This window comes from Photobacterium sp. DNB22_13_2, assembly GCF_052873915.1.
Map to the genome: position 1 here is coordinate 277,853 of NZ_JBNNXU010000004.1, position 26,289 is coordinate 304,141.

Here is a 26,289-nt window from a genome sequence, read left to right on the forward strand (position 1 = left end):
AATAAAATATGACACTACTTGTTTTTTCTTTGTGCAACCGTTGCAGAGAGAATTCAATAAAGGTGTCATCGATTACTGCTATTTTCGAAAGCACCACATTTAAAAGCAACTAACCATGAAAGCAATAACCTTATTTTTTATTCTTTTAACTAGTGCAGCATCCAGTACTACAGTTTTCGCCGATGTAAGCAAAGAAGTTCAACCTCGCCAGCTTGCTCCTGAAGAAATGATGTATGAATTGAATGAAGAAGCAACCTGCCTAGCAGCGGCTAATTACTTAGAAAACCAAAGGTATAAGATTCACCGTTCCAGCTACCAATCTCTGGTGACTGAATTTAATGTTCCAGAAAAAGCAGCTGAGTCCATCATCAGCCGTACAAATAGTGAATACCTTTACTTTGCTGAGCGTGCGAAAAAGCGCTACACAGAGGTTGATCATCATATGTTACTCACATCAGCGTATACGCACCGTTGTTTATTCATGAATGGTTTTGAAGCTCAACGGCCTTTTATTGAGGCCAAAAGTTAGCTAGAAGAAATTATTGCATCCCTTTTAACTAAAGGGATGCAAAATAAAACACCCATTAAACAACATCAACAGTAATGCCGCGCTCATTAAAATCATCAATACAGCTTGTCGGAAAATCACTGTCAGTAATCACTTTGTCAAAACATTCAATATCAATAGCGTGGAATGTTGCCACTTTGCCGTATTTAGATGAATCACTAACGAGATAACTTTGTTGCGACGAAGCAATAATGGCCTTTTTTACCAATACCTTTTCTTCGCTTGGCGTTGAGATCCCACGTTGGTTCCAAGAAGACGTAGAAACAAATGCCAAATCAATGTTCATTTCTCGCAATAGATGTGTCGCTTGTTGTCCAACACAAGACTGATTCCCCTTATCCACCTTGCCACCAGTATGGTAGATACAGCACTCGGCATGGTTCATCAGGTAATAGGCAATAGCAAAATCATTGGTGATCACTAATAGATCATCTCGATGATTTAACTGATGGGCTATTTCTAACGTCGTGGTACCCGCATCGAGATAAATCGTCATATTCGGCTTAATCAACTGTGACGCATAAAAGCCAATGTCGGCCTTTTCATTTCGATGCTGGTTTATCTTCACATCATGTGAAAGTTCACTGTGAATACTCTCCGTCAACTGGACCCCACCAGACACTGACATTACTCGCCCGTCGGACTCTAACTTGGCAATATCACGACGGATCGTCATGTGTGATACATCAAGTTGGTGAGTCAATTCACTGATGCTGATGACTTCCTGATTCCCCAACAATGAGAGGATAGTTCGCTGTCGTTCTGCCGGAATCATAATGCTTCTTCTATATAGCTGACTTGCACGCATCTTAACATCAGTCGACCATCCATGTGAATAAATGTGAGCATTTGATAAGGCTTTCTTTGATTATTCTCTAACCTTTCAGGGTCTTAACTAATTATCCTTTAATAAATTCAAAATCCAGCCAAATATTCACATCAACAATTCACACTTTTTATCACCATCACTGTTAAAAAGTGTGAAGCTGCGCCTTCATCTTTGCAAAAAAGCATCATAGAATCACAAACAAGAACAGAAATTCACAAAAGTTAACATGGAGAGGCAAATGGAAAGTCAACAATTACAATCAGTTGCCGTAATTGGTCTAGGTTCAATGGGCATGGGCGCGGCAAAGTCTTGTATTCGTGCTGGCCTTGATACTTATGGTATCGACTTAAGCACCTACGCACTAAAAGAACTCGAACAAGCCGGTGCAAAAGGTGTTTCACACAACTGTGCTGACTTCGCCCAAGTACTCGATGCAGTCTTGCTATTAGTTGTGAATGCCCGTCAGGCTAAAGCGGTACTCTTTGATAACCAACTTGCAGAACAACTCCGGCCCGGCACTGCAGTAATGGTATCTGCCACTATTTCAGCAGAAGATGCAAAAATCATTGAAGCAGGTCTGCAACAGTGTCAGCTCATCATGCTTGATGCACCAGTTTCAGGTGGTGCAGCAAAAGCCGACATCGGTGAAATGACCATCATGGCTTCGGGCTCGGAAGTCGCGTTTACCAAGCTCAAGCCGGTACTCGATGCAACAGCAGGTAAGGTTTACAACATTGGCACTGAGATCGGCTTGGGTGCCACAGTGAAGATCATCCACCAGCTACTTGCCGGTGTTCACATAGCAGCTGGCGCTGAAGCTATGGCACTGGCCGCCCGTGCCAATATCCCACTGGATTTAATGTACGACGTGGTGACTAACGCCGCAGGAAACTCCTGGATGTTCGAAAACCGCATGAAGCATGTCGTTGATGGTGACTACACACCAACGTCGATGGTCGATATCTTTGTTAAAGATCTGAATTTGGTCTCTGATACCGCCAAAGATCTAAAATTCCCTCTTCCTTTGGCCTCTACCGCACTGAATATGTTCACGAGTGCCAGCAATGCCGGCTTCGGTCAAGAAGACGACAGCGCCGTAATTAAGATTTTCGATGGCATTAACCTACCTAACAAGGAGCAATAATCATGCTACTAGGTGTTATTGCCGATGATTTTACCGGCGCAACGGACATTGCAGGTTTTCTGGTTGAAAACGGCATGCGTACCATCCAACTCAATGGTGTACCGGAAACCGAACTCGATATAGAAGCCGATGCGGTCGTTATTAGCCTGAAATCACGCTCTTGCCCGGTAGACGAAGCAATTGATACGTCTGTTGCAGCCCTGAATTGGCTACAGCAACAAGGTTGCCAGCAGTTCTACTTTAAATATTGCTCAACCTTCGACAGTACCAGCGAAGGCAATATTGGCCCAGTCACTGATGCGTTGCTTGATGCGCTGAACGAAAATTTCACCATCGTCTGCCCTGCCCTACCGGTTAATGGACGTACAGTATTCAACGGCCATTTGTTTGTGATGGGTGAACTGCTATCTGATTCAGGCATGCGAAACCACCCTGTTACGCCAATGACAGATTCAAGCCTTGTGCGCCTGATGGATGCGCAATCACAAGGTGCTACCGGGTTGGTGAACTACCAAACTATTGAGCAAGGAGCCCAAGCTGTAACAGAGCAATTCACAGCCATTGCGCAAGAAGGTAAGCGCTATGCGGTCGTCGATGCATTCAACCAGTTACATCTTGAGACGTTGGGAGAAGCTGCAAAATCACTCACGTTGATCACTGGTGGTTCAGGCCTTGCTTCTGGCATTGCTAAAAATTGGACAGAACACTTAAGTGATCAATCTTCAGCAAAACAATCGGGTAAACCGCAACAAGCCAAAACGGTAGTTCTATCTGGTTCATGCTCAGTGATGACCAACCAGCAAGTTGCCATCTACACAACTAAAGCGCCGCACTTAGCGCTGGATGTTAAAGCTTGCCTAGAGCAAGACGATTACTGTGAATCCGTTTTCCAGTGGGTACTAGAAAATTTAGACGCAGATTTTGCCCCTATGGTTTACGCCACCGCAGAACCTGAAGTGCTCAAAGCGATTCAAATCCAATACGGAGCTCAGGCATCAAGCCATGCTGTCGAGCAATTCTTCAGCCAGTTAGCACACCAGCTCAAAGAAAGTGGCATACAGAACTTTATTGTGGCTGGCGGCGAAACTTCGGGAGTGGTCACTCAAAGCCTTGGAGTTAAAGGCTTCCATATTGGCCCTCAGATTGCACCGGGCGTACCTTGGGTGAAAGCCATCGACAGCAGCTTATCGCTGGCGTTGAAGTCAGGCAACTTTGGTGACGTTAATTTCTTTGAAACGGCACAAGGGTTCTACCATGACTGAACAACAACTCAGAGAGCAGATGGTAACGCTTGCTCGTTCGATGTTCGAACGAGGTTACGCCACTGGCGGTGCAGGTAACCTCTCTCTCAAACTGCCAAGTGGATACTTCCTAGCCACACCAACCGGGTCTTCATTTGGCCGACTAGATGCCGAACGTTTATCGGTAGTTGATATTGATGGCAACCACATTTCAGGTGACCGCCCATCAAAAGAAGTGGCGTTCCATTTGGCAATTTACCGTAACAACCATAAGTGCAATGCAGTAGTACATTTGCATTCAACTTACTTGACGGCACTGTCGTGTTTGGAAGGACTAGATACCAACAATGCGATTAAGCCATTTACCCCTTACTTCGTCATGCGTATCGGTGAATTACCGGTTATCCCATACCTTCGCCCAGGCGATCCGCGCATTGCCGAAGAGTTGGCAAAACGCGCCGCAGATTACCGCGCCTTCTTGCTAGCAAACCACGGCCCAGTCATCACAGGAACAGACCTCATTAATGCTGTAGACAATGCAGAGGAACTAGAGGAAACCGCGAAATTGGCATTAATGCTTGATGGCCAATCAATTCGATACCTTAGCAAAGAAGAAATCACAGACCTACAAGGGAGAGGCAAGTAATGGCTAAATTCGCAGCAAATCTCACCATGCTTTTTACCGAAGTACCTTTTTTAGAGCGCTTCGAACAAGCTCATCGTGCTGGCTTCAAAGCCGTGGAATACCTATTCCCTTACGCCTATGACGCAGAAGTGTTGGCTAGTGAGTTGAAGAAATATAGCTTCGAACAAGCACTCTTCAATATGCCTCCGGGTAATTGGGATACGGGCGAGCGTGGCTTCGCCGCTATTCCAGGTCGTGAAGATGAGTTCCGTGCCAGTGTCGATACAGCATTAAACTACGCCCTCACCTTGAACTGCAAAAAAGTGCACGCAATGTCAGGAATAGTTGATAGCAACTTCAGCTACCAACAACACGTAGTTACTTTTATTAGTAATCTCCGCTTTGCGGCTGATGTGTTTGCCGAGCACGGTATTGAGCTGATGATTGAGCCTCTGAACAACCGCGATGTACCAGGCTACTTTATTTCGGGTCAACGTGATGCAGTTGAGCTAATCAAGCAAGTTGATCGTCCTAATGTAAAACTGCAGCTCGACCTCTACCACGCCCAGATAATGGACGGTGATCTTACGGTACTTATCCGCGACTTGGCTGACTACACCGGTCATATCCAGATTGCTTCAGTGCCTGATCGCCACGAGCCAAGCGAAGGTGAATTGAACTACCCGCACCTGTTCAATGTGCTTGATGAATCTGGCTACACCGGATGGATAGGGTGCGAATATAACCCTAAAAACGGTACTAAAGCTGGCCTGCAATGGGTTCAGCTTTACTTATAAATCAATAAAAAATAATCGGTAGCCATGCCTCTTAATTGGCTACCCATTCTAACGACGTGAATTATAAACAGGGAATGAAAATGAATATAGTGATTACTGGCGGAGCTGGATTTATCGGTACCCTACTTGCCGAATCTCTGCTCAAAAACAATGATGTTAAAAAAATCACCCTTGTCGACATTCAAGAGTCTCGGCTAACTGGCTCTGATTCAAGAATAGAATCTATCAATATAGATATGACCCTTCCGCAAAATATCGACAAAATTATCACCAATGATGTGACACACGTCTTTCATTTGGCCGCTATTGTTTCTAGCCATGCCGAGGCAGACTTTGATCTGGGTATGTCAGTTAACCTAAGCATCACCCAATTATTACTTGAGAAATGCCGCCATACCAACCCTGATATCCGATTTGTATTCTCAAGCTCACTCGCCGTGTTCGGTGGCAAACTCCCTGACGAAATACTTCCAATGACTGCCATGCAGCCAGTATCTAGTTATGGCACCCAGAAAGCCATTGGTGAGCTCTTGGTTAATGATTATTCCCGTAAAGGTTATGTCGACGCTGTAACAGTTAGACTACCCACTATCTGTATCCGTCCTGGCAAACCGAATAAGGCAGCCAGCTCTTTTGTCAGCGGTATTATTCGTGAGCCTCTCAATGGCCAAGAGTCAAACTGCCCTGTCGATCCAGACTTGAAACTATGGGTCTCTAGCCCAAATAAAGTAGTTGAGAACATCCTAAAAGCCGGCCTGATTAAAGCAGACCAACTCACCAAACTTAGTTTCCGTACTCTTAACCTACCGGGAATCCAAGTCACCCCATCAGAAATGATCACAACAATGAATGCGATAACAGAAAAGGATTTATCGGATTACATTTCATTTGATATCGATCTACAGATTGACCGAATTGTCAGCAGCTGGCCACAGTGCATCAATAATGATATCGAACTTAGCTTAGGTTTTGTCGCAGACAGTAGCTTCACTGACGTTCTCGCCCACTTTATTCATTCAGAGCAAAAACAAACGGAGGCCACATTATGATCCTTCCTACATCTGTTGTCGGCCTGATTATTGCCGTGGCTGTTCTGGTATACCTAGTACTTCGTACAAAAGTACACGTGCTTATCGCTATGATTGCTGCTGCGTGTATTGCCGGTATTATCGGCGGGCTGAGTGTCAATGATACGATGTCGACCATTAGCGCAGGTTTTGGTGGTACCTTGGGAGGCATAGGTATTGTTATCGGCCTCGGTGTTATGATGGGCGCTATTTTAGAAACAACAGGCGCCGGTGAATCCATCGCCTACCACTTCATTAAATGGTTAGGTAAAAAGAAAGAAGAAATGGCGTTGGCTGTAACGGGCTATATCGTCTCTATCCCGGTATTTGTCGATAGCGCACTAATTATTCTTTACCCTATTGCTAAGTCTTTATCGAAAACGTCCCAGCGTTCAATTCTAACCTTAACCGTTGCACTCGCAGGTGGCCTTGTTGTCGCGCACCATGCTATCCCACCAACGCCAGGCCCGCTTGGTGTCGCTAGTATTTTTGGTGTTGATTTGGCTTCAATGCTAGGTTTAGGCCTTGCCGTGGCAGCACCTTGTATCATGGGCATCGTTTGGTACGCACGCTGGCTTGAAAAGCACTTCCCTGAATTCATACCGGTTGAACAATTAAATAAATCAAGCGCACAGCTTGAGCAAGACCACACTGATTACCTTGCCAGTAAGAAAGAAAAGAACTTACCTTCACTTGCGCGATCTATATCACCAATTATTGTTCCAATTGTTCTGATCCTATTCAAATCTCTAATGGCTTTATTTGAAAGTAATTTCGGCTTTGAAGGGCTCTCACAAAGTATCATTGGCCAATTTATTGATTTTGTCGGTAGCCCTGTTATCGCTCTCTCCATTGCTACATTGCTTGCCATTTACACATTGGGTGATCACCTAAGTAAAGAGCAAGTAACAGACAAAATGGAAGAAGGGATTTCAACCTGCGGCATTATCTTGCTAGTAACTGGTGCAGGTGGTGCATTAGGGGCTGTCCTGCGTGAAACAGGAGCTGGTGCAGAAATCGCCAACCAAGTTGCATCATTACCTATATCACCAATAATGATCCCATTTATTATCGCGACACTGGTACGTATTATTCAAGGTAGTGGTACAGTATCAATGATCACTGCAGCATCCATTTCAGCACCAGTGCTAGTTGAAATCCCAGGGATAAACCTGCTGTTCGCCGCAACAGCGGCAACCATGGGTAGCTTGTTTGCTGGTTACTTCAACGATTCTCTGTTCCATATTGTTAACCGCTTAATGGGCGTCACTGAAGTCAAGAAACAGCTTGTTATATGGACTATCCCAACAACTATCGCTTGGTCTATTGGCGGCACTCTTGTTATGGTATTAAACCTAGTGTTTGGCACACAAGGTTCAATTATCGACCCATTACTTCCACTTATAGTATTGGCTGGATGTTTCATGTTCATTCGTTCATACGACAAGAAAAATGGTGAGCACTTTGCACCTTCAAGTTCTTAATTGATAATTTAGTTCAGTGATAAATAGGGAGGCTAAACAGCCTCCCCTTTTATTATTCGCTCAGTGGATCACCCCAATCAACCCAATATCACTTCGAGTTACAACACCTTTTCTATCAACGTCATAAACAAGGCCTGACTCGGTTTCAAACGACAACATCTTTTCCGTCAACGTTAGCTTACCCACAGAAAGAGATGAGTAGGATTTTTCATCAATTTTCACATCATTATGAAAATTAGACGCATAGCGGGTTGTAGTCATCACCGTATCGTCATACTTCACATTTATTTGAAAATCCCCAATACTACTATCCAGTGCTACGTAATCATTATCTTTCGCACACACTCTCATATTTTCTACAACAAAAATGACATCTTCCTGTAATTGAGGGCTATAGTACTCATACTCTTCTTTCACGTAGCAACCGTCAGGTTTTACTTTCGCGAGAGCAGACAGGTTTTCAATTTCAGATTGCGGGATAAAGCTATTATTCACTTCCTCCTGACCTAACGCTAAAATGAGCTGCTCCCTAAATTCAACCATGTCTTTATTGGTCATCTCCGCGTCTGAAAGCAGGTACTGAATATCCAGTACGTCTGTCGTTGCCTTATCACTCAGCACCTGAATCAGATCACTCTTCTTCAAGTCAACGGGGATCACCGAAGATGGCTCATCAACACTTGGGCTAGCACACCCATAAAGGAACATAGAGGCAACTGCCATTAATGCTAGTTTTTTCATCCCTTCACCAATAAATCAAAATCAATATTTTTCAAGACGGAAATAAAACACCGTTCGATTTTTAAGCAAAAATATTCACTTAATAACTAGCCTAACTCATTACTTTAGGCATAAATTCAGTTTATAAATGGACTATAACAGATTAAAGGCAGAATGTTGTTAACCCACTCTAATAAATTATGAACAGTGTTTGAAATTTACACAGAATGAAGGAGCCCTGCTTTACAGGGCTCTTGCCTTATTTATCTTGGCTTCGTCACATACTCATAACCATCACCACGACGTTTATAGTAATGATTATCAATTATTGCGTAGGTCGCACCTGCGATAACTGCAAATGTAGCTATTTCAGGTAGGCGACTACGGTGGTAATGGCGGTGCTTGGGGTACTTATGTACGACCACAACTTTCTTATGTTTTTTGGGCTTTTTCTTCACAACCACGACATGGTGTTTATGGTGCTTATGGTGCTTATGCTTATGTTTGTGGTGTTTATGGTGATGATGTCCATGCTTGTGCCCCTTCGCTTCTGCCACACTAGGCGTTGCTAAGCCAAACGTCATGATTGCAACAGCGACCATACTGGTAACTATTGTTTTTTTCCAAGGCCTTACCGCCACTGCAGATTGCTTTGATTCCGCTCTAAGTTGTAATTTCATGGTTATACTCCACTCTTTTATGGCGCTAGGTTACCTCCTACAGTGAAAAACAATGTTCGATTTCTGTAAAATTACGTCAGGACAAACGGAAAAAACCATGAAAATATTAATGGTTTTATTTAAGTAATTGATCTGTTGATAAACGACGAAAAATTTATTTACATTTCATTTTTACAATACGCTCCTATCAAAAATGAAAACAAGGATTGGCAATTCAGATCGTTCAATTTTCCATCAAAGGCGTATAGTAATTTCATCAACGAGATACTTGTTGGTGGGAGATGATGTTCCTCCTTTAACCGCCCTACCCGGGATGATGACGTCTAACAACAGCGGCAATGAATGGCCGAGGTATTGCCTAGGATAACTATGCTTTGTGTAGCCCTAGACCTATGTTGTTAGTGTTTATCACTCCTCTTCCATTCTTTGCTCAAGCGTTTATCCGTTATAAGTGAGCAAGCAACATGCAATATTCAACCGAAATCCAAAATATGTGCCCGATTCAAAGAGGGCCACATCATGCATCATCACCTATTCCCGTCGAAGGCCGCTGGGTTCATCCAAAAGAAGTCATCGCCATTTCTGGTGTTAGCCATGGTGTTGGTACCTGCGCGCCTCAACAAGGCGCTGCCAAACTCACCCTAAATGTCAAAGACGGCATCATCGAAGAAGCTCTTATCGAAACAATTGGCTGTTCAGGCATGACCCACTCAGCGGCGATGGCCTCTGAGTTAATCACGGGAAAAACCATTCTTGAAGCGCTCAATACAGACTTGGTATGTGACGCAATAAACGTTGCGATGCGTGAAATTTTCTTGCAGTACGTGTATGGCCGAACCCAAACTGCTTTCTCATTAGATGGTCTGCCAATTGGCGCTGGACTAGAAGATTTAGGCAAAGGACTTCGCAGCCAAATTGGCACCCATTATGGTACCCGAGCAAAAGGTCCGCGATATATGGAAATGGCAGAAGGCTACGTTACACAACTAGCATTGGATGAAAACGATGAAATCATCGGTTATCGCTTTGTCAATCTTGGAAAAATGATGGAGTTGATCGGTAAGGAAACCCCTGCCGAAGAGGCAATGGATTTAGCAACAGGTCAATACGGCCGTTTTAATGAGGCAGTCAGAACCATTGACCCTCGCCATCAATAGTTGGTGCAACTGTATCAGCTAGAAAAGTAACAGCATCACTTTTAATTTTTAAGCCAAAGCATTAAAAACTATTAATACCCCTGAGGACATCATTATGGCTGCTCTATTTGAAAACTATGATCGCCGCATCAACCAAATCCAGCCTCTACTTGACCAGTACGGATTCAGTTCATTAGAGGACGCTTTGAGCTTCTGTAAAGAACATAAAGTTAACCCATACGACATCGTCAAGGACACCCAACCCATCGCGTTTGAAAATGCTGCTTGGGCCTACGTACTAGGTGCAGCCATCGCATTAAAAGAAGAATGCAAAAGCGCAGCTCAAGCAGCTGACTACATTGGTCAAGGCCTGCAAGCATTTTGTATTCCAGGCTCGGTAGCCGATCAGCGGCAAGTCGGTTTAGGACACGGAAAACTTGCTGCTCGCCTGCTCAGTGAGCAAACTCAATGTTTCTGTTTCCTCGCGGGCCATGAATCTTATGCCGCAGCAGAAGGAGCTATCAAAATCGCCCTCAATGCCAACAAAGTCCGTCAACAGCCTCTTAGGGTGATCTTAAATGGCTTGGGCAAAGACGCGGCGTATTTAATCTCTCGTATTAATGGTTTTAACTACGTCCAAACCCAGTATGACTACGACACAGGATCACTCAATATTGTCTCTGAACGTCGTTTCTCTCAAGGAACTCGCGGCGAGATCAATTGTTATGGTGCCGATGATGTACAAGAAGGCGTCGCTATCATGCACCATGAAAAAGTGGATATTTCTATTACGGGCAACTCTACCAACCCAACACGCTTCCAGCACCCTGTCGCTGGTACATATAAAAAAGAACGGTTAGAACAAGGCAAAGCCTACTTTTCTGTCGCCTCAGGTGGTGGTACTGGACGTACTTTACATCCCGATAATGTCGCGGCAGGTCCAGCATCTTATGGTATGACAGACACCATGGGCAGAATGCACAGCGATGCGCAGTTTGCAGGTTCATCATCTGTACCTGCTCACGTTGAAATGATGGGATTAATTGGTATGGGTAACAACCCTATGGTCGGCGCTACTGTCGCGGTTGCAGTTGCTATTGAGCAAGCAATGCATTCATCAGATCAGTAATCACACAGCCTATTCATATAGAACGATTTGCCCAGTCTTGTATTTATCACTGCAACTGGGCAAATAACTTAACCAAGCTCAAACGTTGTTACCCCGTATGTACAACTCACCGAAATGGCGGGAATGTCACCCGTGTACATCCGTGCAGTAGTAAACACTGGCTCCATATTATATTTCTCAGCCAATGCAACACCCGGCAAGTTAACTTCCGGTACATCAAGGTAAACATTATCACTCGGTGATGCTTTGGATCTCAAAGCGAGGAATAGTTCCTCAGCCAATAACGCATCATTGGCAAATAACGGGCCTATTTTAAATCCATTACGACATGGCCTGATCACACCATACCCTACCAACCTGCCCGATTGCTTAATACCCAATGCCGATGAACCGGTTTGTTTTATCCAGTGTTGTAAAAATCTCTGTCTATCAGCAGGGAAAAAGGCGTGGTCATAGTCCAATACTTCACTCAATGGCAGTTCACACAGGTCAACCAAACCAATACCATCCGGCTTAACTCCTCCACCCAATCCTTCAAAACGAATGTTGCCATAGGCGAGCTTAAACCCTGATTGTTGATAGTTACCTTGCTGTTCGACAACGCCATCTAATCCAACATTACAACCTTTCAGATAAGCTAAACCTGCTTCCCATAACTTGAAGCCATAACCTTTGCCTCGATAGTCAGGCTTAACGATGTAGAACCCTAAAAAGCCGTAACTGCCGTCATATTTGACCACTGAGATCGACGCGATAGGCTCATCACCTAGATACCCCATCAAAAAACCCTTTGGGTCAGCTGCATAAAATGATTCAATATCGTGAAGCCCTGGGTTCCAGCCTTCTGCAGCAGCCCAATCAATTGCCAATGCTAAATCCTGCTTTGACATTACTTTGATGTTGTATTTTTTGTCAGTCATCACAGCCCCTCATACATCTCATCTACATTTCACAAAGTTAGGCTAAGAGTAGATTGTTTTTTGTCTTGAACGCCGCATTAAAGCCCTTTATTGCCACCTTACTCGCAACATTATTCCGCTCACTCATCTCGCTAGCATAAACCGAGCCTTAATTCTCAATTAATTTTTGATAATAAATCAAAAGCAGAGCTGTTTTCAGAAGACTAATATCCATCTACTATTCACTACATCAACACGGTATAGACAAACACAACTATCAATAAAACAAACACAGTTTCGAATAGAGGAAGACACATGACCAAGCTAACTATCGTAGCCAACATCATTGCAAAAGAAGATAACGTTGAACTTGTAAAAGCGGAACTACTAAAGCTAATCGACATCACTCGCGCAGAGGAAGGTTGTATTAATTACGATCTTCATCAAGACAACGAGAACCCAGCCCACTTCCTGTTTTTCGAAAACTGGACATCTCGTGAGTTATGGCAAAAGCACATGGGTAATCAACACCTTGCTGATTACATGGCAGCAACCGAGGGCTGTGTAGAGCAATTTATCCTAAACGAAATGTCACAGATCGATTAACCCTGTCAAAGTATTCATTCGTCACCATTGGTACTTGTGCCATTGGTGACGAATGCGCTGCTGCGCAAATGCAAGTTACCACTGAATCTCACTGTGGCGATATTTTACTTTGTTTAAAATCAACAAGGGATTCGATTTTAGTAAGCACCCTTCCCTCTTTAGACTGACCTCTCAGTCTGTACCCCTCTGTTATTTATACTGGTCACTTTGCTTAACATGGAAAATGACAGATGGACTTGTTTAAAAAACACGTAAACGGACGGCAATTCATAGAGGCATCGTCTAAATCTGTCACAGTAACGACTACAGCGAAGTAACCATCAAGATAAATTTAACGTTCAGTATTACATCAGGTTCATTAGGGCTATGAGGGTAGTTTCCGCAACAATGAGTTGAGCCACCGCAATTAATCACTTCCATTCTTAAATTGTGATTCAAATCAGATAGTAATGTCACAATTCATTTGTCGTACATATTGTTTTGTCAGATTGGTAAGCGTAGTCTTTACATTTTATATAGGCATCTGATGCATCCCTGATGCTTTCCCTGCGCTTCAGTTTCAATAAAAAGGAGATTTTATGCGACTCAAATCTGGTTTCAGCAAGCTACTTCTTTGTGGCTTGTGTTTTGTATCAACTTTCACACAAGCTTCTGATCTCGAAAGATTCGAAGGGCTTTCCGGAACGATCAATATCGCCGGAGGAACCGCGCATATTCCCGTAATGAAACAGGCGGCAAAGGCTGTTATGCAGAGCAATAATGAGATCCGTATAACAATTGCCGGTGGGGGATCCGGTGTAGGAGCCCAACAAGCGGCCAAAGGGCTAGTTGATATCGGAAACACTGGTCGACCACTGAAACCTAGTGAAGTAAATCTCGGACTAATTTCTTTTCCCTTCGCTATCGACGGTGTCGCAATTATCATCAACCCATCAAACCCAATTCAGGCTTTAACCCAACAACAGGTGGCCGATATCTATGCGGGAAAAATCACCAACTGGCAAGAGCTTGGTGGAGATGACCGCACTATCAACACATTTACCCGAGATGAGGCCAGCGGCACCCGCGCCATCTTTGTAGACAAATTGCTTCACAACTCACCGATAGTCAATCACGCCAATGTCGTACCGTCTAATGGCGCAATGAAAACTGCCATCGCACGTGATCCTGGTGCCGTTGGATACAGCAGTGTCGGCTATATAGATGACATGGTTAAAGCGCCAGCGCTAGACAATGTGCAGCCAACTAATGAAGCTTGTGAATCAGGAGAATACCCTGTTGTGCGCCGGCTTTACATGAATACCAAAGGCCAGCCTCAAGGGCTAGTTCGAGAACTCATTGATTATATCTACAGCCCACAAGGGGCTGAATTTATCCGAGCGTCTGGATATATCCCAGTCAGCAACAACTAATCCATGAGATCCCTGATCACGACAGAGCGGATACTCATGGTACTTGTTGCCATCGTCTTTGTATTCATGATGTTGTTATTTGGCTTTTTGTTCTGGTTCGCCTTGCCTGTATTCTTTAATACAGATACACAGGTTTTATCGCTGAACTGGCGTCCAGAACAAGGGCAATATGGCATTTCATCGATGATCATCGGCTCCGGGCTGATCGGTTTGATGGCACTATCATTGGCCTTCCCTGTTGCGATTGGTATCACGGGATTTTGTCTGTTCAGTCGTTATAGGAAAATAGCCATTTGGATCCGACGTATTATCCGACTGATGGCCGGGGTCCCGACGGTTGTGTATGGGATTTCTGCTGTATTTTTACTTGTTCCATTAATACGAGAAACCTTCAAGAGTGGCTCTGGTTTTAGTCTGCTCGCCGCGGCTGCCATGGTTGTACTATTAATTTTACCCGTTATGATCATGATGTTAGACACTCACTGTCGTCCACTGGAAAATCAGATCCGCTTAGCATCAGCCTCGATGGGCTTTACCGATACACAAACAATTTTATATATCATCTTACCCAACACGACAAAAGCAATGGCCTCTGCCGCGTTGCTGGGCTTTAGCCGAGCTATTGGTGATACTCTTCTTCCGCTAATGTTGGCCGGAAATGCCCCGCAACTGGCTACCAGCGTATTTGACTCAATTCGCACCTTGACCGCTCATATTGGCCTCGTAATAGCCACTGAAAATGGCAGCGCTGCTTATAACTCACTTTTCGCTGCTGGCTTAGTATTACTCGCGATCAGTGTCACTGTTACATTACTGATCAGAAAAATGGAACACGCACAGATCAATGCACATACAGGTGACGCAAAATGAAGGCACGGATATTTCACTTCTGGTGCCTTATTTGTACCATCGGAACGCTGCTATGCCTGAGTTTTTTCATTGGATTTATTATCATCCGTGGTGCCCCAGCACTCAGTCTTTCACTTTTCTTTGGCGATGCTGACCCTATCAAAGGGATATTTGGACTTGAACCAATATGGGACGGAATCTGGCCAGCTTGCATTGGCACAATGACGGTTGTTGCTAGCGCCTTATCTCTAGCACTTTTACCCGGGCTAGCAACCGGGATCTGGCTGGCAACCAGTACGACTTCACGGTTCAAAACGATCCTGGCGCTTAGCATTGATATCTTGGCTGGTATTCCGTCAATTCTGATGGGGCTGTTCGGCTTTACCTTAATCTTATTTCTACGTAACTGGTTACTTCCTTCAGCCAATACCTGCCTAGTACTATCAGGGGTATGCCTCGCGATGCTCATTATTCCCTATTTAGCAGTCGCAACCCGTACAGCTCTACAAGCCTTGCCCCCTTCACTTGAAATAACGGCTCTCTCGCTTGGTATGTCACGTTGGCAAACTTTGCGTGTTGTATTGCTGCCGCAAGCTGCGAAAGGCATTATCGGGGGGATTATGCTTGCGACGGGAAGAGCCGCTGAAGACACTGCGGTTATCATGCTGACAGGCGCGGTTGCTAACGCAGGATTGCCCGGGGGGATATTTGAGCGTTATGAAGCGCTGCCATTTACCATATTCTATTACAGTGCCCAGTATCAAAACGATTCAGAACTCCAAATGGCCTTTGGTGCAGCCCTCACTCTTTTGTGCCTCACTGCCACCATTTTTTCAGTGGCCGGTCTTTTACAGCGTAAACCGTCATGGAGAATTTAGTATGACGTTTAAACGGCCGCCAGAATTGGCCGGTAAAGTATCGAATCTCACCATTTCATTTGGCTCCCAAGCCGTAATTTCGGACGTAAGTGTAGACTTTTATAAAAATCAAATTCATGTGCTTACCGGTACATCAGGTTCTGGCAAAACAACGTTTCTGAGGGCACTCAACCGACTCAATGATTGTTTTGAAAATTGCCATACACAAGGGAAAATAGAACTGTTACTAGACGGAACAACGCAGTCGGTTCATGCCATGAAACCCCAAGGGCTGCCAGGGTTGCGACGGAAGGTAGGCATGGTTTTTCAGCACCCGCAGTTGTTACCCGGCACGATTAAAGAGAACTTACTATTACCTCTTAACGTTGTCTGCGGCTTGAAGGGCCAGGTTGCGCAGCAAAAACTGCGTACTGCCCTCAACCATGCCGCGCTCTGGGATGACGTTAAAGATCGCCTTAGCATGCCAGCTCACTCTCTTTCTGGCGGGCAACAACAGCGTCTTTGTCTGGCTCGTACATTAGCGCTTGAACCCGAAATTTTACTGCTTGATGAACCTACTGCTTCACTGGATCCTGAAACGGCCGATCATATTGAGGCGCTTATTACTCAACTGGCTACACGGTATACCATCGTGATGGTCTCCCATTCAGCACAGCAAACAGAAAAGCTGGCTGATCACATCAGCTGTTTTGAAAATGGAAGAATTGTATGATCGCTATAAATACTACCGACAAAGTTCATTAAACCGTGTGGACGAGAAGGTGTACATTGGCTGGTCAATCAACATGTTACATTTACGGATAGATTAGCAGATTTAATTCCTGAGTTATTAAATTTAATTTAGTACATAACATTGTAAGCGTGTCAGCCAAGATCGGCTGACACAGAGATGAATACTTTTTGTATGAGGTTTCGAAGCTAGAAACAAGTAAACATTTGAGCCAATATCAACACAAACTTTGTTAGCTCTCAGCCCAGTTAAACTTGCTTTCGTCTACACCATCTTTTGCTTCTTTAATACGCTCCCTTCTAAATCGCTCTTCGTCGCGGGCCGCATCAATTTCTTGCATAATGATTGCGATATCAGCTTCAGTATCACTCTCTTCAAAGCTTCCCGTTAGCTCACTATCAGGGGTTAAATCGCCTTTTTCAAACAGAGCCCAAATTTCTTTGGCGTACTCAGTGTCTCGCAACTCAGGGGCAAACTGGCTGTAATAATCACGTATATTGTTGATATCGCGCGCCAACATCCACTCCGCATTATTATTTGCAGAGGCGTCTACAGCTTGTGGCAAATCGATAATCACTGGACCTTTTTCATCAACCAGCACATTAAACTCAGACAAGTCACCGTGAATTAGACCAACGCATAGCATTTTTATCACGTAGGTCATCATAGTTTGATGATCTTCACGCGCTTGCTCTGCTGACATAACCACATCATTTAGCCTTGGAGCCACATAGCCTTCGTCATCAGTGACCAACTCCATCAGCAGTACACCGTCAAAGCAGCCAAAAGGTTCGGGAACCCTAACTCCAGCAGCAGCGAGTTTATACAAAGCATCGACCTCTGCGCTTTGCCACACTTTTTCCTGCTGCTCACGGCCAAAACCAGAGCCTTTCTCCATAGCCCGTGCGCGGCGACTATTGCGCACCTTGCGACCTTCTCGATAGGCCGCTGCTTTCTTAAAGCTACGTTGAGTTGTCTCTTTGTACACCTTAGCGCAACGGATCGTATCTCCACAGCGTACTATGTACACTGAAGCCTCTTTGCCACTCATTAATTGGCTTGTCACCTCGTCGACCAAACCATCGTCAACTAAAGGCTGTATTCTCTTCGGTATTTTCATGGCATTGTTATACCCTAGTTAGCCAATAGATGTAATACCCACCTAACAAATTGAATATCACTTCATATAAAGTGATACATCGCCATAGCAGCCCTAATAGAAAGCACACACCATGTAGGATACATGCAAAACCTGACTTAAAAAGTACACAGAGTTGAAAACTAGCTGTCATAACCCTTGAATACTCTCTATCGAAACTGAGCGAATGCCAGTAGATAATGATTTAAACAAATAATGATAATAGGAAAAAAGTTTGACAACCATTAACGCTGTAACCAATAGCCCTGCAACTAGCGTCATGCCTTACCTTGCTATTTTCGATCTTGATGAGACGTTGATTGCGGCTGATTCTGCCAGTCTATGGAGTGCTTACCTTGTCGAAAAGGGTGTCGCCCCTTCGACTCTTCTGGTTGAAGAAAAACAAATGATGCAAGCGTATGCCAAAGGCAAGATGGACATGGAATCCTACATGCAGGCAACGCTTAAGCCAATGATCGGTATGGATGACTCAGACATTTCGGTATTGGTGGACGAATTTATTAAACACCATATCAAACCTGCGCTTTACCAAGATGCCATAAGCCGAATTCAATGGCACAAACGCCGAGGTGATAAGATTTTGGTGATTTCGGCCACTGGTGAGCACTTGGTAAAACCAATTGCTGACATGCTAGGCGCCGACGATGCCATTGCAATAAATCTTGAACAGGTCGATGGTAAGTTCACAGGAAAGACAACAGGTACGCTTAGTTACCAATATGGAAAGGTGATCAGGATGAAAACTTGGCTTGACCAACAAGATACTGCCTTTAAAGGTAGTTATGGATACAGCGACTCTATCAACGACTTGCCTTTACTTGATGCTGTCGATCGCCCCTTTGCTGTCAACCCTGATCCTGCTCTGGCATTGCATGCACAGATGAACGAATGGACCATTATGGACTGGCGTCACGATAATAACATTCTTCGTTGATTTCCTCTTTTGAAGCCATTGGCTTATTTCTTGTCAATGGCTTAAATATCTATCTGGTTACTCTCCTCATACTCTTCCCCCTCGGCAATACTCCCCCACTCTCGCATGTTATTCAAATAAATTGATGTTGTTGTTCAACTGTTAGTACTTATGTTCCTGACAGTGGTGTCTACAATATCTCTATAAGTGACATAGAGTAGAGAAAGATGAACAAGGAAAGAAAAGCATATGATGGTTTATCCATCTTAATTCACTGGCTAACAGCAATCACCGTTATTGGTTTGTTTGCCGCTGGGCTATGGATGGTTGATCTCAATTATTATTCTCAATGGTACAAACCTGTCCCCCACTGGCATAAGTCAGTTGGGATCTGCCTAGCTGCTCTGACTCTTTTCAGGTTGGTGTGGAAACACATTAAAATGCAGCCTTCCATTGAAGGAGAGGCATGGGAAATTGCTGCGGCTAAAATGGCCCATGCTTTGATATATATCTTACTCATCGGTATTTTTACTTCAGGTTATCTCATTTCCACCGCAGATGGTCGCGCCATCGAAGTTTTTGATTGGTTCGCCGTGCCTGCTTTGGGCGAACTGTTTCCTAATCAAGCAGACATTGCAGGAGAGGTGCACTACTACCTCGCCTTCACGCTAATCGGGCTCACCAGCCTACATGCCCTTGCGGCACTTAAACATCACTTTATTAATAAAGACAACACTCTAAAAAAAATGTTGGGAGTAAAGTAAATGAAAAAGCACATCATCGCCATGGGACTTATGGCTGTGGCATCGGTATCTGGTTTTGTAAATGCGGCAGACTACGCTATCGATACAAAAGGTGCTCACGCATCAATCAACTTTAAAGTTGAGCACCTAGGGTACAGCTTTATTAAAGGCCGTTTTAATACTTTTGACGGTACATTTAGCTATGACCCACAGAATTTGTCAGCCTCAAAAGTGATGGTTAATGTTGATACCACCAGCCTTGATAGTAACCATGCAGAGCGTGATAAGCACCTACGCAGCGAAGACTTCATCGACGCCGGTAAGTTTTCTACCGCTACCTTTACCTCAACCAAAGTCGAACCAAAAGGCAACGGTGAAATGACTATCTTTGGTGATTTGACCCTACACGGCCAAACTAAGCCGTTAGCTATCGATGCCAAGTTCATTGGTGAGGGTGAGGACCCATGGGGTGGTTACCGTGCAGGCTTTACAGGCACAACCCGGATTGAGCTAGCTGAATTTGGTATTCAGGTTATGGGCTCATCGAGCTACGCTGACATCGAACTACATGTGGAAGGTGTTCGCCAATAAAGGTGTAATGTCAATTAATTGCAAAATCCGGCTATTTGCCGGATTTTTTGTATGCATTTCAATCGATCAGCAATAACATTTACCCATGGTTACAGATTGAAACAGGAACCATAGGCTAGGATGAAGGTCATAAAAACAAAGCATAATAATGTGCTACTCAATGAGAAGGTAAATCATGACACCACAAGAAAAAGAGCTGATCCAAAATGTCGCCAACAAGCTGAAGCAAAGCCCAAATAAATCGAAAGACTCAGACGCAGAAAGCTTGATTAACAATGAAATTGGCTCTCAGGATGATGCTATCTACAAGCTTACCCAAGCTGTTCTTGTGCAAGAAATGGCGTTAAAAGAGCTCAAACAAAAGAATGAATACCTTGAAAAATGTGTCGATCACCATAAGACGGAAGCAAACCGTGGCACATTAAGCAAAATGATGGGGGGTAACCGCCCTGCCCCTCAACCACCTCAACCAACCCACCAACCAAGTGCTTTTGGCAGCTTTATGCAAACTGCCGCAAGCGTAGCAGTTGGTATGGTTGCCGGTAATATGATCAGCAACATGCTGTTCAATAACGATGAACAAGCAGCTGATACCATGGCAACAACTGACCCCGTTGCAGAAGATACGGCTACGGAAGAAATGCCTTCAGAAGACGCACTAGCTAACTCTGGTGCTGAAGAAAGCAGCGGTGGTTTCTTAGATGACTCTTCAAGCTTTGCCTCAGACTATACTGACAATTCCGGCGGTTTTGGTACTGATGGTTTAGGTGGCAGTGACTTAGCTGATAGTGGCTTCGGCGAATCTGGTTTCGGTGATGCCGGCTTTGGTAGTGACGGCTTCGAAAATAGTGGTTTTGATGACACACTAGCCAATAATGGCTTTAGCAGCGATGATGATTTCTTCGGTGGCGGTGGTGATGACGGCGGCTTTGACTTCGGCGGCGACGAATAACCACCTTCTAGCCAAGAACCTTCAAGGTGCTTGCGTATATAGAGTTTCTAAAGGGCACTCGACTGCCCTTTTATTAGCCTCGCTCATCTTTCGGTGTATCCATCACCACCATGGTCGAAATGGAATTAACTTGAGGGATCTCTCCCAGTACATCCGCATGAAACCGCTTATAGGCATTTAAATCCTTTGTTTCGACCCTTAACAGATACTCGCTAGCGCCTGTGATGTTATGGCACTCCACCACGTCTTTCGCCAGCTCGATATGAGACTCGAAATCCAACTGTGACTTTTTGCTGTGATTTGCCAGCCCAACACTGACATAAGCGATAAACCCAACACCCATTTTTGTCTGGTTTAATATCGCTTTGTACCCTGAAATGATTTCCTTTCGTTCAAGCTCCTGAACTCGCCTGAGTGTGGCGGAAGCAGATAGACCTACCCGTTGAGACAGCTCGACATTGGTCAACCGGCCATCACGTTTTAACTCCTGCAATATTCTTTCGTCAAACTTATCCATAACGCAACATCATTGTGATTAATTAAATTTAAAAGCAAAAGTAGGCACAAAATGCACCCGTTCTTTAATTAATATACAGGTTAATCTAAAACAGAACATCGGACAATATTATGGATTACCACCACTTCGCTGCCCTTGTAGCATTTGCCTTTGTCTCTACAGTTACACCAGGACCAAACAACATCATGCTCATGACGTCTGGTGCCAATGTAGGCTTCTTACGCACGATCCCCCATATGCTGGGCATTATCTTTGGGTTTAGCTTTATGGTGATATTAGTCGGAATAGGTTTAGTCGGTATTTTCCAAAGCTATCCGCTGTTGCACCAAGTGTTGCAAGTTATTAGCATTGGGTACCTTATCTACCTCGCATTTTTGATTGCTCGCAGCAAACCGTCTCATTCAGATCAAAACGATTATCAGCCAATGTCGTTCCTTTCTGCGGCCGGTTTCCAATGGGTAAACCCCAAAGGGTGGACAATGGCAATTACGACAGTCAGTATCTACAACACAACGTCAGACTGGCGTGGGATAGCACTTATTTCATTGGTATTCGCCATCGTTAACATACCGTCAGTCAGCATCTGGACTTATGCTGGTAAACAGCTTCAGGCTTTTCTCCAACAACCAGCTAAAATGAAATGGTTTAACTATGGGATGGCAGGGCTATTGATCGCATCATTGACTCAGGTGTTGTGATAATAAGTCGTAAATGTGTAAACACATTTCAGGACAAGACAACTTGATGTAGGACGGGTCAATAGAAATGAAAAAGCCTCCAAATTGGAGGCTTTTAAGAACTATTTTTTCGCTTTTGCATTATCCAGAATTTCTTTAATACGTTTGTTTGATACACGTTTAGCCATAACATTAACTCCTTTTAAAATTACATACCACGGTCTAAGTCATCGCCCCACATCAATATGTTAATTTTTCGTGTCCTAAGGGCTTAATACCAATATACCCAACTTAATATGCAATGAAACACCTTAAATGCTCATATATGCTTCCTCTTGCAATAACAGCTTGGAGGATTTAACTGCAAAAAATCACCTTTAAAATATATATCAACAAAACAACCATCAGGTAACAAATAAAACCACCAATAAATAATGAAATAGCAAAACCTTTTCTCAAGTGTTTTTTTGTGACCAATCGCCCAAAAGATCATCATTTGTGTCAATGGTAACGTCAGTTGTAGCTTAATTTAGATTTGTCATCACCAGTCCCGCCAATTAGAATCTAATTGGTATTACCTTGAAAGGAATCTAACCGAAAAGTTATGGCATATTTGTTTGTTTTTTTTCGTTACTTAGTAATGATCGTTAGTTTTTTTTCTTTTATTGGTTGTTCTTCCATACCTACTACAGAGAAAACACCAAGTTACACGATACCTTTTGATTCGCAGACACAACTTGCTAGCCAGGTGCTTCCCTACTTAAATAAACACCCTGAGCTGACAGGCTTTTATCCGCTAGGAGATGGACAAGAAGCATTCTTAGCCCGTTTAGCGCTTATTTACGGTGCAGAGCACAGTATTGACCTGCAGTACTACATTTACCGCGACGACAATACCAGCTCGTTAATGACTTACGCCTTGTACCAAGCTGCAGAGCGAGGTGTTCGTGTGCGAATGTTACTCGACGATATGCAGTCACGTAATGATGAATCAATGGCGCAACTTGCAAGCCACCCAAACATTGACATTCGCCTGTTTAATCCATTTGAAGAACGTTCTGCGCGTATACTTGGCTTTATCAGTAATTTTGATCGCTTGAACCGTCGAATGCACAATAAGGCTTTAATTGCCGATAACGCTTTTGTCATTACAGGAGGACGAAATATTGGTGACGAGTATTTTGCCGCTAACACCGCGGTAGATTTTGGTGATTTCGATATATTGATGCTCGGAGAGTCTGTACCAAAAATTTCCATACAGTTTGACCTTTATTGGAATAGTAAACCTTCTATACCGATTGAGTCTTTTGTTAAAAATGCATCTGAACCGACTACAGAAAGGATCAAGAGCTGGGAAGATGACCTAAAGCGTCACTTCAAACACTCCCGATACGTTAAATCACTTGCAGAGCTTCCTCTTACTGAGCATATAAAAAATGAAACCTTGGCGTTTTATTGGGGCGAGGCTGAAGTCCACTACGATCTTCCCTCAAAAGTCTATTCGCCAGAAGATACCGATCTCCTTCTCCATCAGCTTAGTGCCATTATCAACCAAGCCGACAATGAATTATTACTTATTTCCCCTTATTTTGTTCCAACAGAACAAGGGGCAAATTCATTGACTCAGGCGGTTGAAGACGGCATTGATATCACGATTATTACAAACTCCCTTGCGTCGAATGATGTTTTTGCCGTACATGGTTGGTATGCAAAATACCGAAAGCCACTTCTTGCTGGCGGTGTTAAGCTGTATGAAGTTAAAGTTGATCCTAGCCTGAAAAAAAAGCGTTCTTGGTTAGGTAGCTCCCGCACCAGTTTGCACGCCAAAACCTTTCTCATCGATCGCAAGGATCTTTTTGTCGGTTCATTTAACATTGATCCCCGCTCTGCCTACCTAAATACCGAGATGGGTGTTTTGATCGAGTCAAGTGAGTTTGGCGAAGTGATATATCGTGAAATAGAGCGTAATCTTAAGAAGAATACCTATCGCCTTGCATTAAATGGAGATGGTGATCTGGAGTGGCACAATGATTTGAGGGGTACAGTTACCCACTCAGAACCCGATGCCAGTATCTGGTTGCGTTTTTCAGCTTGGTTTGCCGGGTTATTACCGATTGAAGATCAACTTTAGAGTGATATTAAAAAAGCCCCATCAACACTTGGTTCATGGGGCTTATCTTTTTATCAACGAAAAATGAAAGTTATCAGCTACGCGTTCAACCGACCTGCTGCTGATGCGATGGCGCCTTTACCAACACCTTCATAAGCAATAACGTCAACCGTTGAACCGGCCTCAACAGATTCACTGACCTGCTCAGCGATATAAAGCGCAAGTAGTTCTACCGTTGTATCGGTTTCAATCATCTCAACATCACTTCTAGCAATAGCTAACTCAAACTTACCCTGAGGTGCTGTATAACGAAATGCATGATGACTTTGATCATTCACTTCTGCAGCAAACGGACTCAGGTTTAGTTCGGCCAGTGTGCACTCATCTTCTGCACTACCAAGATAAATATCTTCCCAGCGCAGTGCCCACTGTTGCTCCAACGTCAGATCTCGTTGCCCATTAATCAATAGCTCAACCGGAGAGCGGTGACCATGTGCAATACGCTGACAATTACCGTCATGCTTTTTCAAACCATGACTGTAGTGATAGAAAGGTCCAGCGATCGGCTCATGGCGAAGTGTGATCTCCAACCCTTGAACATTGTCAGGCAGCTTGCCTTCTAGCACTTTGTAGATGTGGCGGGTGACAGATTCGATAGTGACTTCACTGTCTTCGATAAAGCAATAGGCCTGATCAGGACAGTGCAGATGAAGGCTTTTGTCTCCACGCAACAAATCAACTGTGGCATAGCCTGGTTTCGTTGCTGCAGTACGAATTGCATCGCTTTGGCTCGGGACAATCAATCGATGATCAACGTATTCATCAACAATCTGTTTAATTTGTTTTTTTACCCGGCTGAAATCAAGCACCATGCTCATTTCATTCAACTCGCCCGACATTACCACATCGAGGATCCAACTCTCGCCTACCATACCTCGGTGTTGGCAAAGGTAAGAGGAATCGATGACGGTAAGATCTCTAACAAATAGCTTCAAACTGAAGTCCTTACTGATTCTGGTTGCGGCATGGCATTATACGCAGCTATATTCCTGAGTAAACCGCTCAAGCAAACCTCGACCCCACTAAAATCGATAGGTGGCGCCAAGATACGCAGATGTTACACCTTTTAGCTGTGTTTCAACCGTAACCGAGTCGCCTGCGCTGTTTTCGGCTTGCCATGAGCGACGCTCTGAAGGCAGTACAGTATGGCGTAAACCTACTTCAAGTCCCAAATCGTCGATGACCTGCCAACCCAAACCGGCTTGGAAACCAAAAACAATGCCACTCTCATCATAACTACCAGAAAAATCAGAGTCTGTTTCGGCAAATGCATACCCTATATGAATACCGACAAAGGGCTTAACTGATGCTTGTGGGCGGAAAATATGCTCCGCATTTAAAAGGTGGAGCCCAACGTTAATATCATAAGCATCCTGACCGTCAAACTGAGTGGTCGTAGTATGGTATTCAAAGCTATAGTAAACACGTCCCCGCTGGTTAGGCATATACACCCCAAAATCCAGCGCACCAAAAGCGCCAAAATCGTCATCATCAGAGTCGATATTACCAGTGGTAACAGAAGCGGTGTTATCACTGCCAATTAAGTTACCCCCACCGCGAAGTCCAACAAAATACTGAAAACCAGGAGCTTGAACCTCCGGCTCAAGCTCCGTCTGTGCTGCTACTTTTTCATCACACCATGCATGCATGGAAAATAATGACAACAGAACCCCAGACGCAATTACATTCCTTTTCATTTTCACCATACCTGTAGCGAAATTTATCATTCTAATCAGGGTCTGCTTACCTTTCCCCAAACTATCAATATCTTAA

General features: G+C 44.1%; 28 protein-coding genes and 1 riboswitch. Of the genes, 20 read left to right on the forward strand and 8 right to left on the reverse strand.

The window, feature by feature from the left end; genetic code table 11:
* Positions 1–115 precede the first annotated feature (115 nt).
* Positions 116–529, forward strand: coding sequence for a hypothetical protein (locus ACVA58_RS08800; protein WP_446510056.1), 414 nt, complete (start codon positions 116–118; stop codon positions 527–529).
* A 55-nt stretch (positions 530–584) separates the two neighbouring features.
* On the opposite strand, the gene ACVA58_RS08805 is transcribed toward ACVA58_RS08800, so the two are convergent.
* Positions 585–1,343 carry a DeoR family transcriptional regulator gene (locus tag ACVA58_RS08805; protein WP_446510057.1) on the reverse strand — a complete coding sequence of 253 codons (759 nt, stop codon included), beginning with the start codon at positions 1,341–1,343 and terminating at the stop codon, positions 585–587.
* Positions 1,344–1,635: 292 nt separating this feature from the next.
* Here ACVA58_RS08805 and ltnD point away from each other — a divergent pair, with 292 nt between their 5' ends.
* The 6 genes from ltnD to ACVA58_RS08835 all read left to right on the forward strand — a co-directional run bounded on the left by ltnD (position 1,636) and on the right by ACVA58_RS08835 (position 7,755).
* On the forward strand, positions 1,636–2,541 hold the full coding sequence (gene ltnD / locus ACVA58_RS08810) for an L-threonate dehydrogenase (RefSeq protein ID WP_446510058.1): 906 nt from the start codon (positions 1,636–1,638) through the stop codon (positions 2,539–2,541).
* Between the two features lie 2 nt (positions 2,542–2,543).
* Entirely contained in the window at positions 2,544–3,803 is a 1,260-nt protein-coding gene (gene otnK, locus ACVA58_RS08815; protein ID WP_446510059.1) for a 3-oxo-tetronate kinase, read from the forward strand.
* Positions 3,796–4,428 (forward strand): 3-oxo-tetronate 4-phosphate decarboxylase, encoded by a 633-nt coding sequence (gene otnC, locus ACVA58_RS08820; protein WP_446510060.1) that lies wholly within the window; start codon positions 3,796–3,798, stop codon positions 4,426–4,428. The genes otnK and otnC overlap by 8 nt, the downstream gene beginning before the upstream one ends.
* Positions 4,428–5,204 carry a 2-oxo-tetronate isomerase gene (otnI, locus tag ACVA58_RS08825; protein WP_446510061.1) on the forward strand — a complete coding sequence of 259 codons (777 nt, stop codon included), beginning with the start codon at positions 4,428–4,430 and terminating at the stop codon, positions 5,202–5,204. The genes otnC and otnI overlap by 1 nt, the downstream gene beginning before the upstream one ends.
* An 80-nt stretch (positions 5,205–5,284) precedes the next feature.
* Positions 5,285–6,253, forward strand: a complete 969-nt coding sequence (gene denD / locus ACVA58_RS08830) for a D-erythronate dehydrogenase (protein WP_446510062.1) — start codon at positions 5,285–5,287, stop codon at positions 6,251–6,253.
* Positions 6,253–7,755 carry a GntP family permease gene (locus ACVA58_RS08835; protein WP_446510151.1) on the forward strand — a complete coding sequence of 501 codons (1,503 nt, stop codon included), beginning with the start codon at positions 6,253–6,255 and terminating at the stop codon, positions 7,753–7,755. Before denD ends, ACVA58_RS08835 begins: the two co-directional genes overlap by 1 nt.
* Positions 7,756–7,815: 60 nt before the next feature.
* Here the strand turns inward: ACVA58_RS08835 and ACVA58_RS08840 are convergent, their stop codons facing one another.
* Positions 7,816–8,496, reverse strand: coding sequence for a hypothetical protein (locus ACVA58_RS08840; protein ID WP_446510063.1), 681 nt, complete (start codon positions 8,494–8,496; stop codon positions 7,816–7,818).
* A gap of 242 nt (positions 8,497–8,738) precedes the next feature.
* A complete protein-coding gene (locus ACVA58_RS08845) occupies positions 8,739–9,155 on the reverse strand; it encodes a hypothetical protein (RefSeq protein WP_446510064.1) in 417 nt (138 codons plus the stop codon).
* Between the two features lie 268 nt (positions 9,156–9,423).
* Positions 9,424–9,488: riboswitch (Fluoride riboswitch) on the forward strand.
* A 131-nt stretch (positions 9,489–9,619) separates the two neighbouring features.
* Between ACVA58_RS08845 and ACVA58_RS08850 the strand changes: the two genes are divergently transcribed.
* A complete protein-coding gene (locus ACVA58_RS08850) occupies positions 9,620–10,312 on the forward strand; it encodes an iron-sulfur cluster assembly scaffold protein (protein WP_446510065.1) in 693 nt (230 codons plus the stop codon).
* 94 nt (positions 10,313–10,406) lie between these two features.
* Positions 10,407–11,420, forward strand: a complete 1,014-nt coding sequence (locus ACVA58_RS08855; protein ID WP_446510066.1) for a GGGtGRT protein — start codon at positions 10,407–10,409, stop codon at positions 11,418–11,420.
* A 68-nt stretch (positions 11,421–11,488) separates the two neighbouring features.
* Here the strand turns inward: ACVA58_RS08855 and ACVA58_RS08860 are convergent, their stop codons facing one another.
* The gene (locus ACVA58_RS08860; RefSeq protein ID WP_446510067.1) at positions 11,489–12,340 is read right to left on the reverse strand and encodes a GNAT family N-acetyltransferase; all 852 of its coding nucleotides are present in this window, start codon (positions 12,338–12,340) and stop codon (positions 11,489–11,491) included.
* Between the two features lie 294 nt (positions 12,341–12,634).
* On the opposite strand from ACVA58_RS08860, the gene ACVA58_RS08865 reads away from it, so the two are divergent.
* The 5 genes from ACVA58_RS08865 to ACVA58_RS08885 all read left to right on the forward strand — a co-directional run bounded on the left by ACVA58_RS08865 (position 12,635) and on the right by ACVA58_RS08885 (position 16,776).
* The gene (locus ACVA58_RS08865) at positions 12,635–12,925 is read left to right on the forward strand and encodes a putative quinol monooxygenase (protein WP_446510068.1); all 291 of its coding nucleotides are present in this window, start codon (positions 12,635–12,637) and stop codon (positions 12,923–12,925) included.
* 578 nt (positions 12,926–13,503) lie between these two features.
* Positions 13,504–14,337 carry a phosphate ABC transporter substrate-binding protein gene (locus tag ACVA58_RS08870; RefSeq protein WP_446510069.1) on the forward strand — a complete coding sequence of 278 codons (834 nt, stop codon included), beginning with the start codon at positions 13,504–13,506 and terminating at the stop codon, positions 14,335–14,337.
* Positions 14,338–14,340: 3 nt separating this feature from the next.
* On the forward strand, positions 14,341–15,207 hold the full coding sequence (locus ACVA58_RS08875; RefSeq protein WP_446510070.1) for a PstC family ABC transporter permease: 867 nt from the start codon (positions 14,341–14,343) through the stop codon (positions 15,205–15,207).
* Positions 15,204–16,064, forward strand: coding sequence for a PstA family ABC transporter permease (locus ACVA58_RS08880; RefSeq protein WP_446510071.1), 861 nt, complete (start codon positions 15,204–15,206; stop codon positions 16,062–16,064). Before ACVA58_RS08875 ends, ACVA58_RS08880 begins: the two co-directional genes overlap by 4 nt.
* A gap of 1 nt (position 16,065) precedes the next feature.
* A complete protein-coding gene (locus ACVA58_RS08885; protein WP_446510072.1) occupies positions 16,066–16,776 on the forward strand; it encodes a phosphate ABC transporter ATP-binding protein in 711 nt (236 codons plus the stop codon).
* Positions 16,777–17,026: 250 nt separating this feature from the next.
* On the opposite strand, the gene ACVA58_RS08890 is transcribed toward ACVA58_RS08885, so the two are convergent.
* Complete coding sequence (locus tag ACVA58_RS08890) at positions 17,027–17,914, reverse strand: PA4780 family RIO1-like protein kinase (protein WP_446510073.1); 888 nt, start codon at positions 17,912–17,914, stop codon at positions 17,027–17,029.
* A gap of 253 nt (positions 17,915–18,167) precedes the next feature.
* On the opposite strand from ACVA58_RS08890, the gene ACVA58_RS08895 reads away from it, so the two are divergent.
* The 4 genes from ACVA58_RS08895 (at position 18,168) to ACVA58_RS08910 (ending at position 21,152) form a co-directional block, all read left to right on the forward strand.
* Positions 18,168–18,887: an HAD family hydrolase gene (locus tag ACVA58_RS08895; protein ID WP_446510074.1), complete on the forward strand. Its 720-nt coding sequence runs from the start codon at positions 18,168–18,170 to the stop codon at positions 18,885–18,887.
* Positions 18,888–19,093: 206 nt separating this feature from the next.
* Positions 19,094–19,630 carry a cytochrome b gene (locus ACVA58_RS08900; RefSeq protein WP_446510075.1) on the forward strand — a complete coding sequence of 179 codons (537 nt, stop codon included), beginning with the start codon at positions 19,094–19,096 and terminating at the stop codon, positions 19,628–19,630.
* Positions 19,631–20,200 carry a YceI family protein gene (locus ACVA58_RS08905; protein WP_446510076.1) on the forward strand — a complete coding sequence of 190 codons (570 nt, stop codon included), beginning with the start codon at positions 19,631–19,633 and terminating at the stop codon, positions 20,198–20,200.
* A gap of 175 nt (positions 20,201–20,375) precedes the next feature.
* Entirely contained in the window at positions 20,376–21,152 is a 777-nt protein-coding gene (locus ACVA58_RS08910) for a DUF2076 domain-containing protein (RefSeq protein WP_446510077.1), read from the forward strand.
* A gap of 73 nt (positions 21,153–21,225) precedes the next feature.
* Here ACVA58_RS08910 and ACVA58_RS08915 read toward each other — a convergent pair whose 3' ends face one another.
* Positions 21,226–21,669, reverse strand: coding sequence for an Lrp/AsnC family transcriptional regulator (locus ACVA58_RS08915; RefSeq protein WP_446510078.1), 444 nt, complete (start codon positions 21,667–21,669; stop codon positions 21,226–21,228).
* Positions 21,670–21,779: 110 nt separating this feature from the next.
* On the opposite strand from ACVA58_RS08915, the gene ACVA58_RS08920 reads away from it, so the two are divergent.
* On the forward strand, positions 21,780–22,367 hold the full coding sequence (locus ACVA58_RS08920) for a LysE family translocator (RefSeq protein WP_446510079.1): 588 nt from the start codon (positions 21,780–21,782) through the stop codon (positions 22,365–22,367).
* Positions 22,368–22,950: 583 nt separating this feature from the next.
* Positions 22,951–24,477 carry a phospholipase D-like domain-containing protein gene (locus ACVA58_RS08925; RefSeq protein ID WP_446510080.1) on the forward strand — a complete coding sequence of 509 codons (1,527 nt, stop codon included), beginning with the start codon at positions 22,951–22,953 and terminating at the stop codon, positions 24,475–24,477.
* A gap of 77 nt (positions 24,478–24,554) precedes the next feature.
* Here ACVA58_RS08925 and ACVA58_RS08930 read toward each other — a convergent pair whose 3' ends face one another.
* Together ACVA58_RS08930 and ACVA58_RS08935 are read right to left on the reverse strand one after the other, a co-directional pair.
* A complete protein-coding gene (locus tag ACVA58_RS08930) occupies positions 24,555–25,451 on the reverse strand; it encodes a 6-pyruvoyl trahydropterin synthase family protein (protein ID WP_446510081.1) in 897 nt (298 codons plus the stop codon).
* An 87-nt stretch (positions 25,452–25,538) separates the two neighbouring features.
* On the reverse strand, positions 25,539–26,213 hold the full coding sequence (locus ACVA58_RS08935) for a hypothetical protein (RefSeq protein ID WP_446510082.1): 675 nt from the start codon (positions 26,211–26,213) through the stop codon (positions 25,539–25,541).
* Between the last annotated feature and the right edge of the window lie 76 nt (positions 26,214–26,289).

Excerpts from the sequence above, each read along its gene's own strand:
- otnC (WP_446510060.1), top strand. The coding sequence starts at position 3,796 with ATGACTGAACAACAACTCAGAGAGCAGATGGTAACGCTTGCTCGTTCG.
- ACVA58_RS08920 (WP_446510079.1), top strand. The coding sequence starts at position 21,780 with ATGGATTACCACCACTTCGCTGCCCTTGTAGCATTTGCCTTTGTCTCT.
- ACVA58_RS08935 (WP_446510082.1), bottom strand. The coding sequence starts at position 26,213 with ATGAAAAGGAATGTAATTGCGTCTGGGGTTCTGTTGTCATTATTTTCC.
- otnK (WP_446510059.1), top strand. The coding sequence starts at position 2,544 with ATGCTACTAGGTGTTATTGCCGATGATTTTACCGGCGCAACGGACATT.
- ACVA58_RS08910 (WP_446510077.1), top strand. The coding sequence starts at position 20,376 with ATGACACCACAAGAAAAAGAGCTGATCCAAAATGTCGCCAACAAGCTG.
- ACVA58_RS08875 (WP_446510070.1), top strand. The coding sequence starts at position 14,341 with ATGAGATCCCTGATCACGACAGAGCGGATACTCATGGTACTTGTTGCC.
- ACVA58_RS08805 (WP_446510057.1), bottom strand. The coding sequence starts at position 1,343 with ATGATTCCGGCAGAACGACAGCGAACTATCCTCTCATTGTTGGGGAAT.
- ACVA58_RS08890 (WP_446510073.1), bottom strand. The coding sequence starts at position 17,914 with ATGAAAATACCGAAGAGAATACAGCCTTTAGTTGACGATGGTTTGGTC.
- ACVA58_RS08870 (WP_446510069.1), top strand. The coding sequence starts at position 13,504 with ATGCGACTCAAATCTGGTTTCAGCAAGCTACTTCTTTGTGGCTTGTGT.
- otnI (WP_446510061.1), top strand. The coding sequence starts at position 4,428 with ATGGCTAAATTCGCAGCAAATCTCACCATGCTTTTTACCGAAGTACCT.
- ACVA58_RS08855 (WP_446510066.1), top strand. The coding sequence starts at position 10,407 with ATGGCTGCTCTATTTGAAAACTATGATCGCCGCATCAACCAAATCCAG.
- ltnD (WP_446510058.1), top strand. The coding sequence starts at position 1,636 with ATGGAAAGTCAACAATTACAATCAGTTGCCGTAATTGGTCTAGGTTCA.
- ACVA58_RS08915 (WP_446510078.1), bottom strand. The coding sequence starts at position 21,669 with ATGGATAAGTTTGACGAAAGAATATTGCAGGAGTTAAAACGTGATGGC.
- ACVA58_RS08885 (WP_446510072.1), top strand. The coding sequence starts at position 16,066 with ATGACGTTTAAACGGCCGCCAGAATTGGCCGGTAAAGTATCGAATCTC.
- ACVA58_RS08865 (WP_446510068.1), top strand. The coding sequence starts at position 12,635 with ATGACCAAGCTAACTATCGTAGCCAACATCATTGCAAAAGAAGATAAC.
- ACVA58_RS08845 (WP_446510064.1), bottom strand. The coding sequence starts at position 9,155 with ATGAAATTACAACTTAGAGCGGAATCAAAGCAATCTGCAGTGGCGGTA.
- ACVA58_RS08860 (WP_446510067.1), bottom strand. The coding sequence starts at position 12,340 with ATGACTGACAAAAAATACAACATCAAAGTAATGTCAAAGCAGGATTTA.
- ACVA58_RS08925 (WP_446510080.1), top strand. The coding sequence starts at position 22,951 with ATGGCATATTTGTTTGTTTTTTTTCGTTACTTAGTAATGATCGTTAGT.
- denD (WP_446510062.1), top strand. The coding sequence starts at position 5,285 with ATGAATATAGTGATTACTGGCGGAGCTGGATTTATCGGTACCCTACTT.
- ACVA58_RS08840 (WP_446510063.1), bottom strand. The coding sequence starts at position 8,496 with ATGAAAAAACTAGCATTAATGGCAGTTGCCTCTATGTTCCTTTATGGG.
- ACVA58_RS08905 (WP_446510076.1), top strand. The coding sequence starts at position 19,631 with ATGAAAAAGCACATCATCGCCATGGGACTTATGGCTGTGGCATCGGTA.
- ACVA58_RS08800 (WP_446510056.1), top strand. The coding sequence starts at position 116 with ATGAAAGCAATAACCTTATTTTTTATTCTTTTAACTAGTGCAGCATCC.
- ACVA58_RS08900 (WP_446510075.1), top strand. The coding sequence starts at position 19,094 with ATGAACAAGGAAAGAAAAGCATATGATGGTTTATCCATCTTAATTCAC.
- ACVA58_RS08880 (WP_446510071.1), top strand. The coding sequence starts at position 15,204 with ATGAAGGCACGGATATTTCACTTCTGGTGCCTTATTTGTACCATCGGA.
- ACVA58_RS08850 (WP_446510065.1), top strand. The coding sequence starts at position 9,620 with ATGCAATATTCAACCGAAATCCAAAATATGTGCCCGATTCAAAGAGGG.